The 14880-nt window shown below is 35.8% G+C and carries 17 protein-coding genes; 10 read left to right on the forward strand and 7 right to left on the reverse strand.

Annotation, left to right across the window (positions count from 1 at the left end):
• Window positions 1–37: 37 nt before the first annotated feature.
• Window positions 38–988 (forward strand): histone deacetylase family protein, encoded by a 951-nt coding sequence (locus tag BST93_RS02535; RefSeq protein ID WP_105017959.1) that lies wholly within the window; start codon window positions 38–40, stop codon window positions 986–988.
• Here BST93_RS02535 and BST93_RS02540 read toward each other — a convergent pair.
• Window positions 981–1409 (reverse strand): hypothetical protein, encoded by a 429-nt coding sequence (locus BST93_RS02540; protein WP_105017960.1) that lies wholly within the window; start codon window positions 1407–1409, stop codon window positions 981–983. The genes BST93_RS02535 and BST93_RS02540 overlap by 8 nt on opposite strands.
• Before the next feature lie 158 nt (window positions 1410–1567).
• Between BST93_RS02540 and BST93_RS02545 the strand changes: the two genes are divergently transcribed.
• Together BST93_RS02545 and BST93_RS02550 are read left to right on the forward strand one after the other, a co-directional pair.
• Entirely contained in the window at window positions 1568–2839 is a 1272-nt protein-coding gene (locus BST93_RS02545) for a cystathionine gamma-synthase family protein (RefSeq protein ID WP_105017961.1), read from the forward strand.
• A gap of 36 nt (window positions 2840–2875) precedes the next feature.
• Complete coding sequence (locus BST93_RS02550) at window positions 2876–3448, forward strand: hypothetical protein (protein ID WP_105017962.1); 573 nt, start codon at window positions 2876–2878, stop codon at window positions 3446–3448.
• A gap of 1 nt (window position 3449) precedes the next feature.
• Here the strand turns inward: BST93_RS02550 and BST93_RS02555 are convergent, their stop codons facing one another.
• Genes BST93_RS02555 through hemA form a run of 5 tightly spaced genes read right to left on the reverse strand, consistent with a single transcriptional unit; the run spans window position 3450 to window position 7886 of the window.
• Window positions 3450–4514, reverse strand: a complete 1065-nt coding sequence (locus tag BST93_RS02555; RefSeq protein ID WP_042277093.1) for a CNNM domain-containing protein — start codon at window positions 4512–4514, stop codon at window positions 3450–3452.
• 53 nt (window positions 4515–4567) lie between these two features.
• A complete protein-coding gene (locus tag BST93_RS02560; RefSeq protein ID WP_060523618.1) occupies window positions 4568–5101 on the reverse strand; it encodes a 3-hydroxyanthranilate 3,4-dioxygenase in 534 nt (177 codons plus the stop codon).
• A 38-nt stretch (window positions 5102–5139) separates the two neighbouring features.
• Window positions 5140–6093, reverse strand: a complete 954-nt coding sequence (hemC, locus tag BST93_RS02565; RefSeq protein ID WP_105017963.1) for a hydroxymethylbilane synthase — start codon at window positions 6091–6093, stop codon at window positions 5140–5142.
• The gene (locus BST93_RS02570; RefSeq protein ID WP_105017964.1) at window positions 6075–6587 is read right to left on the reverse strand and encodes a hypothetical protein; all 513 of its coding nucleotides are present in this window, start codon (window positions 6585–6587) and stop codon (window positions 6075–6077) included. Before BST93_RS02570 ends, hemC begins: the two co-directional genes overlap by 19 nt.
• A 42-nt stretch (window positions 6588–6629) precedes the next feature.
• Window positions 6630–7886 carry a glutamyl-tRNA reductase gene (hemA, locus tag BST93_RS02575; RefSeq protein ID WP_105017965.1) on the reverse strand — a complete coding sequence of 419 codons (1257 nt, stop codon included), beginning with the start codon at window positions 7884–7886 and terminating at the stop codon, window positions 6630–6632.
• A gap of 188 nt (window positions 7887–8074) precedes the next feature.
• Between hemA and BST93_RS02580 the strand changes: the two genes are divergently transcribed.
• On the forward strand, window positions 8075–8947 hold the full coding sequence (locus BST93_RS02580) for a helix-turn-helix transcriptional regulator (RefSeq protein WP_042277104.1): 873 nt from the start codon (window positions 8075–8077) through the stop codon (window positions 8945–8947).
• Here the strand turns inward: BST93_RS02580 and BST93_RS02585 are convergent.
• Entirely contained in the window at window positions 8936–9316 is a 381-nt protein-coding gene (locus tag BST93_RS02585; RefSeq protein WP_105017966.1) for a hypothetical protein, read from the reverse strand. The two genes, BST93_RS02580 and BST93_RS02585, sit on opposite strands and share 12 nt — an antisense overlap.
• A 92-nt stretch (window positions 9317–9408) precedes the next feature.
• Between BST93_RS02585 and BST93_RS02590 the strand changes: the two genes are divergently transcribed.
• The 6 genes from BST93_RS02590 to BST93_RS02615 are packed head-to-tail and all read left to right on the forward strand — an operon-like array spanning window position 9409 to window position 14861.
• Window positions 9409–10065 (forward strand): metal-dependent transcriptional regulator, encoded by a 657-nt coding sequence (locus BST93_RS02590; RefSeq protein ID WP_105017967.1) that lies wholly within the window; start codon window positions 9409–9411, stop codon window positions 10063–10065.
• Window positions 10062–10853, forward strand: coding sequence for a transporter (locus BST93_RS02595; protein ID WP_105017968.1), 792 nt, complete (start codon window positions 10062–10064; stop codon window positions 10851–10853). The genes BST93_RS02590 and BST93_RS02595 overlap by 4 nt, the downstream gene beginning before the upstream one ends.
• A 2-nt stretch (window positions 10854–10855) precedes the next feature.
• The gene (locus BST93_RS02600) at window positions 10856–11770 is read left to right on the forward strand and encodes a metal ABC transporter solute-binding protein, Zn/Mn family (protein WP_105017969.1); all 915 of its coding nucleotides are present in this window, start codon (window positions 10856–10858) and stop codon (window positions 11768–11770) included.
• Window positions 11770–12507, forward strand: coding sequence for a metal ABC transporter ATP-binding protein (locus BST93_RS02605; protein ID WP_105017970.1), 738 nt, complete (start codon window positions 11770–11772; stop codon window positions 12505–12507). Before BST93_RS02600 ends, BST93_RS02605 begins: the two co-directional genes overlap by 1 nt.
• Before the next feature lie 48 nt (window positions 12508–12555).
• Window positions 12556–13668: a metal ABC transporter permease gene (locus BST93_RS02610; protein WP_105017971.1), complete on the forward strand. Its 1113-nt coding sequence runs from the start codon at window positions 12556–12558 to the stop codon at window positions 13666–13668.
• Window positions 13662–14861 carry a metal ABC transporter permease gene (locus BST93_RS02615; RefSeq protein WP_105017972.1) on the forward strand — a complete coding sequence of 400 codons (1200 nt, stop codon included), beginning with the start codon at window positions 13662–13664 and terminating at the stop codon, window positions 14859–14861. Before BST93_RS02610 ends, BST93_RS02615 begins: the two co-directional genes overlap by 7 nt.
• The last annotated feature ends 19 nt before the right edge of the window (window positions 14862–14880 follow it).

The raw sequence follows: 14880 nt of genomic DNA on the forward strand, positions 1-14880 counted from the left end.
TTTTGAATTTGATTTAATCCTGTAATTCACGAGATACTTGTTTCCTATAGCCTTTCATCCCATTTACAAGCATCCATTGCCAGATGGTCACAGATTTCCCATGATTAAATATGAGTTGTTACCGCAACAATTAATTCATGAAGGAGTAGCTACAGCTACTGATTTTTTTGAACCATCAAAGAAATGTGAACTGGACGATGTGTTACGGGTTCATACAAACACGTATTACAATGATTTAATAATGCTAAATCTAGAACGTAGAGCAGCACGCAAGCTGGGATTTCCTCTAAGTGAAGAATTGGTTCACCGAGAATTACTTATAGCGCAGGGTACTATTGAAGGTTGCTTGCATGCTATTAAAAATGGAGTTGCTATGAATATCGCAGGAGGAACACATCACGCCTACACAGATCATGGGGAAGCATTTTGTTTACTAAACGATCAAGCGATAGCTGCAAGGTATCTTCAGAATAAGGGTTATGCTCAAAAAATTCTTATAGTTGATCTAGATGTTCATCAAGGTAATGGTACTGCCCAAATTTTTAAGAAAGATGATAGTGTTTTTACTTTTTCCATGCATGGTGCCGGCAACTACCCTTTTAAAAAGGAAGAAAGCGATCTAGACATCGCCTTGCCAGATGGAACAGGTGATCGAGAATATTTAGAGCTTCTACAAAAAACCTTACCCGATTTGATCAATACGGTAAAACCTGATTTTATTTTTTACCTCTGTGGTGTGGATGTGGTTGAGACCGATAAGTTAGGAAGGCTTTCTTTGTCTCAAGAAGGTTGTAAAAAGCGCGATGAAATTGCTTTTTCCGCTTTCGCGAAAGCGGAATTATCAACTACAGCTATAAAAAAATTAGACAGGAACTTTGCCAAAATCCCTGTTCAGTGTAGTATGGGTGGTGGATATTCTCCTGAGATTAAACACATAGTTAACGCACATACGAATACGTTTAAAGTGGCAAAGGAATATCTTATCTAAGCCATCCTTTTTTACGAGAACTGCGAGCAAAAAGCCACAGAAAAATACCCATTAAAAGTATAAAAATCGTGAAACCTTGTTCTGCTCCTGTGATCACTTGAGTAATTCCAGATGTGAAAAAATAAATCGTACTTATTACGATTCCTACTAACCCTATTACTGATAGAGGTACTGCGATTTTACTTTTAAATAATAACATTACACAAGCTAAGAAGCTTACAATGGTTGCAATACCATAATTGATCATGAACCACCAAGGCCTGTTTTCAACATATGCCATTACTTCATCGGTAAAGTCGGCATACATGATATCCGGTTTAAGGAGTTCTCCCATGAAGAACCCAACTCCTATTAAGTTCCATAATAAAAAGATGATTGCTAAAATCCAGAACCATAATTTAGGTTTTGCACTGTACGACATAATTGGTAGAGTTTTTTGGGTTGAGGTATAAAAATAAACAAAAGCCTTAAATCTTTGTTAACGTGTAAGAAAATATTTTCAAAAGCTAGTTTATCACTATATCGTTATAGTTTAGAATTTTGTTACATTTAGCCACTATTTTTAAACAGCCTACAACCATGAATAAATCTATGAAACCAGAAAGTTTAATGATGTCATATGGCTACAAACCAGAACTTTCTGAAGGAGCTATAAAATGTCCCATTTTTCTTACTTCAACCTTTGTTTTCAAAAGCGCAGAAGAAGGTAAAGCCTATTTTGAATTGGCTTATGGGAAAAGAGAAAAGCTACCTGGTGAAGAAATGGGGCTTATTTACAGCCGTATAAATAATCCTGATCTTGAAATACTAGAAAATCGCTTGAGATTGTGGGATGGCGCCGATGATTGTGCTGTCTTTGAAAGTGGTATGAGTGCTATTTCAACTGTTCTATTAGAGTTTTTAAAACCTGGAGACCTGTTAGTACATAGTTCACCAACTTATGGAGGAACAGATCATTTTATTAATCATTTCTTGCCAAAAATTGGTGTGCATACTTTAGGCTTTACTTCCGAAATGAGTGAAGAAGATCTTGTAAAAGCGATTGAAGAAACAGGTCACGCATCGACTTTTGCCCACATGCATCTTGAAACTCCGGCAAATCCTACTAATTCATTGATTGATATAGAAATGTGTCGTAGAGTAGCCGATCGTTTTGTGACCGATGAGAAACCTGTTACTATTGCTGTGGATAATACCTATATGGGACCTTTATGGCAGCACCCATTAAAACATGGAGCAGATCTTGTAATGTATAGTGCTACTAAGTACATAGGCGGGCACAGTGATTTAATTGCTGGTGCTGTTTTGGGTAATGCTGAAAATATGGTGAGAGTTAAAACCTTGCGTACCTTTTTAGGGAATATGGCATCACCACATACTGGATGGATGTTGTTACGTAGTTTAGAAACACTTAAAATCCGGATGGAGGCAATGCAGGAAAATGCAATTAAAGTAGCAGAATTCCTTTCTCAACATGATAAAGTAGCAAGTATTAAGTATCTAGGACTGCTAGAGGAAGGAACGGAGAATCATCGTATTTACAAGCAACAATGTTCTGGTCCTGGTGCCATGGTAAGTTTTAAAATTAAAGGTGGTGAAAAAGAGGCTTTTAAATTTCTAAATTCCTTGCAGCTAGTAAAATTGGCTGTTTCCTTAGGTGGTACAGAGAGTCTTGCAGAACACCCAAAAACGATGACTCATGCTGGGGTAGATGAAGCGCATTTAGAAGCTATAGGTGTAACTGATGCATTGATTCGAATCTCGGTAGGTGTTGAAAATTATGAAGATCTTATCTGGGATATTGGGGAAGCTCTTGACCAGGTTACCATAAATGTTATTGAAACTGCTTAATTAAGTTTCATTTTGGCATCTATTTTGCCTTGTAATATGCGAACTTTGCAACTTGTATCGTTATCATATTATGAGGCATCTTTTTTTACCCTTTTCATTACACTATTTACCACGTCATTCATAACTGCTCAAGACACTAATTCTCAGGCACTATGTGAGTTAGATTTTATAGATGATAAGCTTACTTTTTTATCAGATGGGACGTTTCAAAATGAGCAAGTAGTAAAAGACGCTATAATCAAGCTAGAGCCATGTGGGATTGATGGATTTGATGCACAGTTCTTTGGGACTCTTAGAAATTTTTCAAAATTACTTTCAAAGATGACTGTAGGTGGTAAAAATGTTGAATCTCTTACTTATAAAGATTTGCTAGAAGAGCTTAAAAAGGTAAAGTCAACTACTGGTTATAAAAAAATTAGAGCCTTTTCAGAATTATCAGGTCAATTATCTACTCGTGTAGGTAATTACGAGAATTGGGAAAATGATAAGCAGTTGTTCATTGAATTAGGATCCTCTAATCAAATAATGGATAAAGTTGAGGAATATCTTAAAAAGAATCGAAACAATACACTTACCTATAAAGAAATTCTAGAAAAACTACAGAAGTAGGTTATTTGTTCTTTTGACGTTTTTCCCAGTTTTTACGTGCTAATTGTTGCATGTCTTCTATGTTGTCACTTTCATCCATAATCTCTAGACCCAACATAGTCTCGATAACATCTTCCATAGTGGCTAGACCTTGAACACTACCATAATCATCTACCACAAGAGCTATGTGCTCTTTAGTGGCTATCATTTTTTCAAATAGTTGAGGAATAGGCAAAGAGGCTGGTACCATAGCTATTTCTCTTTTCAAATCTCCTAGAGTTTCAGCAGGTTTGTCGTGAATAATATCAGCGAGTATGTGGTCTTTTAACACGTAACCAATAATATCATCTCTATTTTTATTGAATATAGGAATACGCGAAAATCTTAGATCTTGGTTTTTTTCAAAAAACTCTTTGATAGGAGTGCTTTGTGCCGCCATAAACATAACTGACCTAGGTGTCATTATGTCTTTAACCTCGATTTGATTAAAGTTCATTAAACTCTTGATGTATTGTCCTTCGGTCTTTTCAAAAACACCTTCTTGTTCTGCTGTTTCTGTAAGTGCTACAAACTCTTCTCTTGTCATGGTGCTTATATGAGCACTTTTACCAATGGCTTTTGTAGTAAGTTGTAACATCCATAATATCCCTGTATACTTTAAGATGGCTACCATTATTTTTAAAGTACGAGTTGTAAAACCCGTCAGTCCTTGCCAGTAAGTAGCACCTATCGTTTTAGGTATAATTTCAGACAGCACAAGTATAAGTACCGTCATTAATGCCGATATAACACCTACAAGTGGAATTCCCAGAACATTGTCTCTATATCCTTCATCGACAAGAGCCTCAGCTTGTACACCAACCATAATAGCACCAACTGTGTGTGCTAGTGTATTTAAGGTTAAAATAGCAATCAAAGGTTTGTCAACATCATCTTTAAGCTGCTTAAGATCTTTTACAAAAGCTGCACCTTCTTGTTCTTTAACCTTAATAAAGGTAGGTGAAATACTTAATAAAACAGCCTCTAGTATTGAGCATAAGAAGGAGAATAGTATTGAACCTATTGCATATATGATAAGCAGTGTCATGAAAATAGTTTATTTGTAAAGGTACTTTTTAAAAAAGGAAAAATAAGAAAGATTTAATCAACAAATCTAGGATCTGTAGGCATGGTAGTACCGCAATTGTTACAAGTACGCATTTCTTCACTACCATAAAATTGTTTGAATCTAGGTAAAAAATCTTTTTCTATATCATCTAATTTAAAGTAGGTTTCATGAAGCTTGTGATTACAATTGTCACAAAACCATAATAACCCATCGACTGCATCTTCACTTACTCTTTTGCGCTCGATGACCAGTCCTAAAGAATTTTCATGTCGTACCGGTGAATGAGGAACCTTTGCTGGATGTAAATACATATCGCCTGGTCCTAATTTCATTGTTCTTTTCTTACCGTCTTCCTGAATATGAACTTCTATTTGGCCTTCTAATTGATAGAAAAGTTCCTCAGTTTCATTGTAATGATAATCTTTTCTAGCGTTAGGTCCAGCTACAATCATGACGATGTAATCACCAGATTCAGTATATAGATTTTTATTTCCTACTGGTGGTTTGAGTAAATCGCGATTATCTTCTATCCAATTATTCAGGTTGAAAGGTGGTGCTATGGCCATTGCTTTTAATACTTAAATATTTTGATTAAAAATACCACTTATTTCAATTCTTTCTTAATTTCTGCCATTAAGGATGCTCCGCCGTTTTCAAGAATTTTTTGTGATTCCGCTTTCGCGAAAGCGATATAATCCTCATGATTCATTTCAGATTTTAAATCTATCGAAGTATTTGTATCAAATCGAGTGCGTCCGTCTAGACTCAATAGACAGCCTTTAAAAGTTAACGTGTTGTCAGAAATATGCGCGAGTGCACCAATAGGAGCGGTACAACCACCTTCTAGTTCTCTAAGAAATGCGCGCTCTACATCTACACAGTATTGAGTGTTTTTATCATTAAGTCGCGCCGATGCTTCAACAGCATAAGTGTTCTTGGACATGGCTGCTACCATCATCGCTCCTTGTGCAGGTGCTGGAATAAAGCTGTCTAAATCTGTGTATTCAAAACCATAGTTAGCCTTAATCTTTTTAAGTAACCCGATTCTATCTAAACCGGCTTTGGCAAATATTGCTGCACTCCAATCCTTATTAGTGTAAAGTTTTTCTAATCTGGTATTAACGTTACCTCGTAAGTCAACGACATTATGATGAGAATACATGTCTAGCCATTGTGATTTGCGTCTTAAACTTCCTGTAGCTATGGTGATAGAATCGTCTGGATTGAAGTTTTCTTTATAGACTAGTATATCCTTGTGAGACGCTCGCGGCAGCACAGCTGCCTGTATCATGCCTTTAGGTAATTGGGTAGGAACATCTTTTAAACTGTGAACAGCAATATCAATCTCTCCATTAACAAGAGCGATATCTAATGTTTTTGTAAAAATGCCTGTGATTCCCATTTCATACAAAGGTTCGCTCAAATTGAGATCACCTTGAGATTTAACTGGTCGTAATTCTGTATGATAACCTAAATTTTCTAATTCCTTTTGGACTGTAGTAGCTTGCCATAAGGCAAGCTCGCTGTCTCTTGTTCCTATTATGATGGGTGTTGCCATGAAGTAAATTTACCGATTATAAAGCAAAATAATATATGAATTCCTATTAACAAGCTTGCCATTATTAAGGCATAAGTCAAATGACTCAATAATACTGTAGGTAAGTTTTCAAAAATCGTAGTGTCAGTATAATCTCTGTGAATACTGGTGATGATTATGACCAAGCGTTCCATCCATAAATCAAAAGCGGATATACAACAAACTAAAGCTATTACCCATTTATTTTTTCCTAATTTGGGAAGTAATACTAATAAAGGAAGCGCTAAGGAACAAAAAAGTAGCCACCAGTACATACCTGCATAAGAATCTGTCGCTCGATCCCAGAAGGTTGTTGCGCCTGTTTCTAGTTGGTATATAAAAAGAATCCAAGAAAATGTTACATGTAAGATGAGTATCCACCTCAAACTTTGTACAGCTATTGAGAATTTTTGCTTAAAATAAACCTCTGCAAGGTAAATAACTAAAATGATACTTGCGCCAGGATATACAAACAATGACTTGAGTAAATAATGTATATGGAAAAGCTCACTCAATTTTTAAGAAGCTACTTTGTCAGAAAGCTTAAAGACTTTATTGAGCATGTCTATGGCTTCATCTGTGCTTTCATTTTCATCACGCAGGTGATTGGCAAAATGGCCGGCAATTTTTTGAATAATTTTATCGGCGATAAAATCTACTTGGTCCTGATCAAAGTTGTTTATTTTACTACGATTGCTTTTAATTTCGGCTTCCTTCATTTTAGTAAGCTTAGCCTTAAGCGCTTGCATGGTAGGAGCAAACTTTCTTGATTCTTGCCAGATTTTAAATTCGGTATGAATTTCTTCAATAATGGCTAGCGCTTGTGGAATGAATTTCTCTCGTCTGGCTAGGGTTTGATTAGTCATTTGTGATAATTCATCCAGGTGCACTAGTTGTACGTTTTCTAATTCCTTCACGTCCTCATTCACATTTTTAGGAATAGATAGGTCCATGATAAGTAAGGGTCTAGTCGTACAAATCAGATTTTTAGAAACGGTTGGGTTTTGTGCGCCGGTTGCCACTATAAGAATGTCTGATTGCGCAATTTCTTCTTCAAGTTGAGCATAATCCTTAACAATTAGATCAAATTTACCAGCTATTTTTTCTGCTTTTTCCTTAGTTCTATTGATTAAGGTGATCTTTTTATTTGAGGTGTGTTTAACGAGATTCTCACATGTATTACGACCGATTTTTCCAGTACCGAATAGCAAGATGTTCTTCTCATTATTAACTTGATAATTTTCTAGGATGTACTGTACGCTAGCAAAACTTACTGATGTTGCACCACTGCTTATTTGTGTCTCGGTCTTAATACGTTTACTAGCTTGTATCACTGCGTTAACCAATCTTTCCATATATGGATTAACCAGTTTGATAGCTTTTGATTTTTTAAAGGCAATTTTGAGCTGGCCAATAATTTCAAAATCTCCTAGAATTTGACTGTCCAATCCAGTACCTACATTAAACAGGTGCTCACAAGCTTTTTCGTTTTTGTGAACATAGGCAATCTTTTGAAAGTCTTCTACAGTTCCATGACTGTGCTCACATAACAATCTTATAAGTTGAAAAGGATGTTGGGCAAATCCATATAACTCGGTCCTGTTACATGTGGATATTACCACTAGCGATGGGATACCATCTCTTTTTGCCTCATTAAGAAGATTGCTCGTTGCATCTTCTGATAATGAGAATGTTCCACGCATTTCAGCATCAGCTTTTTTGTAGCTAATTCCAATTGCGTAAAAAGAAAAATGTTTGTTGTTACCTGAATACATACCCTTGTTAAGGAAGTGTCGCAAAGTTATTGTGGTCCTTAAAAGAAAAATAACGCTACAAGTTCGTTTTTCTACGCTATATGTTATTTTTGCTAAAATCTTGCTTCTTGTATAGGCAAGTACTGTTATGAGTACGCTTTCGCGAAAGCGTATTGTCTATTATTTAGAGTGAATATAAATAAGCTATTATGGAAAATATCGCCATAGGTGCCCGCGAGGTTACAAGAATTGAAGACGGATTTAATGTAATTAGAATCAAAAATGATACTGATAACAACACAGGTTTCAATTATGAGGTTGATCAAAGTTTTTTACAATTTCATTTTTGCCTAAAGGGTAAGGTAGAAATGGCTTTTAATAATGGTAGTTATAAGCTTAATTTATTGGAGCAAAATTCATACATGCTCTATAATCCTTCACGAGGATTACCTATGGATCTTAAAATAGCTCCTTCTAGTTGGTTCATTTCTGTATTAGTTTCCATTAAAAAATTTCACTCATTATTTTCTCCAGATGCTGAACACGTAAGCTTTTTGAGTCCCGAAAACGCAGATAAGAAGTATTACGTTGATGATAAAATAAGTCCTTCAATGGCGGTTGTACTTCATCAACTTATGAATTACAATCTTAACGACGCTATCAAAAAATTATATTTCAAGGGTAAGGCTTATGAATTGTTGTCGCTTTATTTCAATAGGGAAGAAGATGCCAATGTTGACGCTTGTCCTTTTCTGGCAGATGAGGAGAACATGAAAAAGATTAAAAAGGCCAAGGATATTGTTCTAGAGCGCATGACTGATTTGCCATCCTTACAAGACCTAGCACTTGAAATAGGTTTGTCTCTTAAGAAATTGAAGGAAGGTTTTAAGGAGGTTTATGGTGAAACTGTTTATGGATTTGCCCTGGATCATAAAATGGAGTACGCCAGACAATTGCTTGATAGTGGGCAGTATAATGTAAATGAAGTCGGACTCAAGGTTGGGTATTCTACTGCGAGTCACTTTATAAGTGCTTTTAAAAAGAAATACGGTACTACTCCAAAGAAGTATTTATCCAATTAGAATTGATGTAAGCAACCTTTTTTTAATCAGTTGGGATTCTTCATAGCTTATGCCATAAACTTTTAACGGTATTTTCATTTCTTGATGATTTGTTGCAAGGCATAAGGAAGAATCTATAGGGTTGTAGGATAAAGCCTTTATACTAGAGAATCTTTTCTGAAAGATGATTTTATCATTGTACGTACAGATACACTGGTTTTTCGTTATTAAAATATGATCGGTTGGTTCGTACGATTTTTTTAAAAACAAGGATAGCCATCCGATAATGTGATAAAATAAAAAATGTCTTGCACTGTTGTTGTTTGATTTCTCAAGAAGAATTTCTCCTGATTCCTGCTTGGATAAGGAAATGATCTTGTCTCTATTCATAATCTAAACCCCATTTGATTAATTTTCTTAAATTTTTAGTTAAGTCTAAAAAATTATTTATACGTAACAAATATTATGTTTAATTTTGAATCATGCATTCAGTAAGCGAAGAAAATTATATTAAAGCTATTTATCATTTACAAAAAGGTAAGGAGCTCGTTGCAACTAATGATATTGCGGCACGCATGGATACCAAGGCATCCTCTGTAACGGATATGCTTAAAAAGTTAGCTGATAAAAACCTAGCACAGTATGTTCCCTACAAGGGATCTAGACTTACCGAGGATGGTTTTAAGTGTGCTATTCAAATTATAAGGAAACACCGTTTATGGGAATTGTTTTTGGTTGAAAAGCTCAATTTTAACTGGGATGAAGTACACGAAATAGCAGAACAACTGGAACATATTCAATCTCAAAAATTAATTAACCAACTGGATGCTTATTTAGGTTTTCCTAAGCATGATCCACATGGCGATCCTATTCCAGATTCTAATGGTGTAATGGAACATCTGGAACAAATTCCTTTGTCCCAGCTAGCTTTAAATAAGAACTCTAGACTCACAGGTATAAGAGATTCGTCTACTGAATTTCTTCAATACTTAGATAAACATCATATAAAACTAGGTAGTGTACTTAAAGTTGTTGATAGAGAGGTTTTTGATTTGTCCTGTAGTTTAATGGCAGATGATAAGGAACTTCATATCTCAAAACAAATAGCAGATAAACTACTGGTAAAAACAGAAGGATGAAGCAAATAATTTTGAGCCTTTTACTAATATGTGCTTTACCAGTTTTAGCACAAGAAACAGTCACAGTATCAGAAACCTTGATTACTGACAGACCAGATGCTACAGAATCACCTTACACTGTTGGTAAGGGTAATTTTCAAATAGAAACAGGTGCTTTATTTACTGAAAATGGTGATGATGATTTTAATGTAAAGCGATTTGTCTTTAACACAGGTCTATTACGTTATGGACTTAGTGATAATTTTGAATTGCGATTGGGTTGGGATTATCAAAATGAACGCCTTACTTCACTAGGTAGAGAACTGTCTGATGCTACAGGTTTCACTCCTTTATTGGTAGGAGGAAAAATTGAAATTACCGATGAAAACGGTTGGATTCCTCAAATAGGTTTAATGACTCACCTTCGGCTACCCTTTACAGCCGTAACCGAATTTAAACCGGAACAAACTGGGATGGAAATGATTTTTTCTTTTGATCATACACTTTCTAACAGCACTAGCATAGCCTATAATTTAGGGGCTAGGGTGGCAGATAATCGGTCTATAGAATATTTGTATACTGTTGCTTATGGATTTGATATTACAAAGAAATTTGGGGCTTATATAGAATTATATGGTGCTTTTCCAGAAGACACCACAGCATATCATTTATGGGATGCTGGTTGTACTTATTTAGTGAATAACAATTTACAGCTAGATGTTACGGTAGGAACAGGATTTAACTCAACCGCAGCCGATCAAAATATTTTACTAAGTGCTGGTTTCAGTTATAGAATACTAAAGAAGTAATCATGAAAAAAACATTATTCATTTTATTAATAATTCTGAATTCGGCTTGTAAACAGCAACCTAAAGAACAACCATCGGGTAAACTGAAGGTAGTGACCACAACCACCATGATTACCGACTTAGTTCAGGAAATTGGAGGTGATGTAATAGAATTAGAAGGTCTTATGGGAAGCGGTATCGATCCACACTTATATAAAGCAAGCCAAGGCGACGTGCGCAAGCTATCTCAGGCTGATGTCATATTTTACAATGGATTACATCTAGAAGGTAAGTTGGTAGAAGTATTTGAGAAAATGAATCAGCAAGGTAAACGTACAGTTGCAGTGAGTGATGCCTTGGATAAAAGTACTCTTATAGGCAGTGATTATTTTGCAAGTAGTTATGATCCACATATTTGGTTTAATCTGGAGTACTGGGAACAAATCACCAGTTTTGTTACTAAAGAATTAATCAAGCTAGATCAAAATAATGAGTCGGTTTATAAGGCTAATGAAGAAATCTATCTAAAGAAATTATCTAATTTGAAAGAGGAGCTTGATAAAAATATTAATACTCTTCCATCAGAGCAACGTATTCTAGTAACAGCACACGATGCATTTAATTATTTTGGGCGCAGTTTCAATTTTGAAGTAGTAGGCTTACAAGGGCTTTCGACCGCGACTGAAGCTGGTGTAAAAGATGTACAACGACTTACTGACTTTATTATAGAAAACAATATAAAGGCGATCTTTATTGAAAGCAGTGTGCCACGTCGTACGGTCGAAGCTTTACAAAAAGCAGTTCAAGCACGTAATCATGAGGTTAATATAGGTGGCGAATTATTTAGCGATGCGCTAGGAAGTGCAGGAACAGCTGAAGGAACTTATATAGGAATGTATAAGCATAACGTGGCAACAATAGTAAATGCACTTAAATAATGGCAGATAAAATTGCAGTAGCTGTAGATGATTTAACAGTAGCTTACAACTACAAACCAGTCCTTTGGGATATTGACCTGTCTATTCCAGAAGGAGTGCTTATGGCTATTGTCGGACCCAACGGCGCTGGAAAATCTACTTTGATTAAATCCATTTTAGGAATTATTGATCCCATTGCAGGTTCTGTTCAAATTTATGATAAACCTTATCACAAACAACGCCATCTAGTAGCATATGTTCCTCAAAAAGGTAGTGTAGATTGGGATTTTCCTACTACTGCTCTAGATGTAGTCATGATGGGAACCTATGGTGCCTTAGGTTGGATTAAAAGACCAGGTAATAAACAGAAAAAACAGTCCCTAGAAGCGCTTGAAAAAGTAGGGATGCTTCCTTTTAAGAACAGGCAAATCAATCAGCTTTCTGGTGGACAACAGCAGCGTGTTTTTTTAGCCCGAGCATTAGTTCAAAATGCGTCAATTTATTTTATGGATGAACCTTTCCAAGGTGTTGATGCAACTACCGAAATTGCTATAATAAATATCTTAAAAGAGCTTAGAAAAGCAGGAAAGACCGTAATTGTCGTTCACCACGATTTACAAACGGTACCCGAGTATTTTGATTGGGTAACTTTCTTAAATGTAAAACACATTGCTACTGGTCCGGTTAAAGATATTTTTAATGATGACAATTTAACCAAAACCTATGGGATTAATTACAAGGTTGCTGTACAACAATAACGAGTTGTAAGTGATGCTTTCGCGAAAGCGTAATACAAATTATCCATGATGGACATAACAAGTTTTTTTACGGACTATACACTGCGCACCATAACACTGGGAACGGCTGTTCTGGGAGCTATTTGTGGTATGTTAGGAAGTTTTGCGGTTCTAAGAAAACAAAGTTTGCTGGGTGATGCTATTTCTCATGCAGCGCTACCTGGAATAGCGCTTGCCTTTCTTTTTACTGGTCTTAAAGATTCTAATGTTTTACTGTTAGGAGCACTTGTAAGTGGATTTATAGGTACGGTGTGGATAAGAGGAATAGTAACAAAAACGCACCTTAAAACAGATACTGCTTTAGGTTTAATTTTGAGTTTGTTTTTTGGTTTTGGAGAGTTAGTTCTTAGTTACTTAAAAAAACAACCTGACGCTAATCAAGCAGGTTTGGATAAGTATTTATTTGGTCAAGCTGCGACACTTGTAGAGAGTGATGTTAACTTAATGATTATTGTAACAGGTATAAGTCTGGTTATAATGCTTCTGTTTTGGAAAGAATTTAAACTGTTGCTTTTTGATAAAAATTATGCTCTCACCTTAGGATTTAATACCAGAATTATTGATGGGCTTATTAGTTTTTTTATAGTTCTAGCTATTGTAATTGGGTTACAAACTGTAGGAGTAGTTTTAATGAGTGCCATGCTGCTGGCACCAGCTGCTGCTGCTAGACAGTGGACAAATAGTCTAGGTGTAATGGTGTTGTTAGCAGCTGTTTTTGGAGCTGTTGCAGGTGTTGTAGGTACAGGAATAAGTGCTAGTTACAATAATTTATCTACGGGTCCTGTTATTGTTTTGGTAGCATCAGTATTTGTTGGATTCTCCTTTGTTTTTTCACCTTCAAGAGGATTGCTTTTTAAACAAATTAGACTAGTGCGCAATCGCAGGGATCTACACCTTAAAAAAACACTACAATTTATGTACTCTATCGTTGAGAAACATGACGATATAAGTAGACCACACGCAATACGCATTCTTAATCAGTTTCAAGGTTACTCAAAAGGAACGCTAAGACAGTTAGAAGAAAAAAACTGGATTGAAATCAAAGGCGATACATGGTCATTGACTACATCGGGATTTCATACTGCACAAAATTTGTATAACAACAACGTACCTCAATCATGAATCCAGAAATAGCAATCCTTTTAATTTCATGTCTTACCGCGGTAGCTTGTGCTATACCAGGTGTGTTTTTGGTACTTCGTAAAATGGCTTTGATAAGCGATGCGATCTCTCACTCTATTCTTCCAGGAATAGTGGTTGGTTTTTTTATTACTCATGATCTCGCATCACCGTGGCTTATATTATTGGCTGCAATTAGTGGAATTGTAACAGTATGGTTGGTAGAGGCTATCCAAAAAACTGGACTTGTTAAAGAGGATACTGCCATTGGATTAGTTTTTCCTGCATTGTTTAGCATCGGAGTTTTATTAATAGCTATTTATGCAAACGATGTACATCTGGATACAGATGCTGTGCTAGTTGGGAAATTAGAATACGCTCCATTTGATAATTGGATAATAAATTCAAGTAGTAGTCAGGAAGGAATTACCAATCCAGAAGATTTTATTAATATGGGCCCTAAAAGCTTATGGACTACGGGATCTGTTTTGTTGGTTACCTTAGTGTTATTAGGACTTTTTTATAAAGAATTAAAGCTAAGTACTTTTGATATTGGCTTAACTAGTGCATTAGGTTTTTCACCGGTGATTCTTCATTATGGATTAATGAGTGTCGCATCTGTTACCACTGTGGTTTCCTTTGATGCAGTAGGCGCCATTCTAGTAGTTGCATTAATAATCGCGCCGGCAGCGACCGCTTATTTACTTACTAACGATTTGAAAAAAATGTTGCTACTCTCTGTAGTTTTTGGAATTCTTGCCGCCTTTGGAGGATACTACTTATCCATGTGGTTAGATGCATCTATATCAGGCTCGATCACAACTGTTCTAGGTTTAATTTTTCTTCTCGTTTATTTATTTGCTCCTTCAAGAGGACTACTAGCAGTGTTGTTTAGGCAACGCAGGCAACGTACCGAGGTTTCTCTTCTCACGTTCTTACTGCACTTGAACAATCACGACAGTATCGAGGAGCGCAGTGTAACACATTTACAAGAGCATATTAATTGGGGTAAAGTACGTGCCAAAAAAGTATTGAAACTGGCGCTAGAGAATAACATGATATCAAAAAATGGTGATGTAGTAACATTATCCAATAAGGGTAAAGAGTTTACTGAAAAAGCCCTGGATTACATCATTACTAACAAGGATGAGAAGATCGAAGATATGAAGGACGATTTCTTCTTGTTTAGAGGTTAAAAGTGCAATCAAAAAAGGA

The sequence above is a fragment of the Nonlabens tegetincola genome (assembly GCF_002954355.1).
GTDB classification, from domain to species: domain Bacteria; phylum Bacteroidota; class Bacteroidia; order Flavobacteriales; family Flavobacteriaceae; genus Nonlabens; species Nonlabens tegetincola.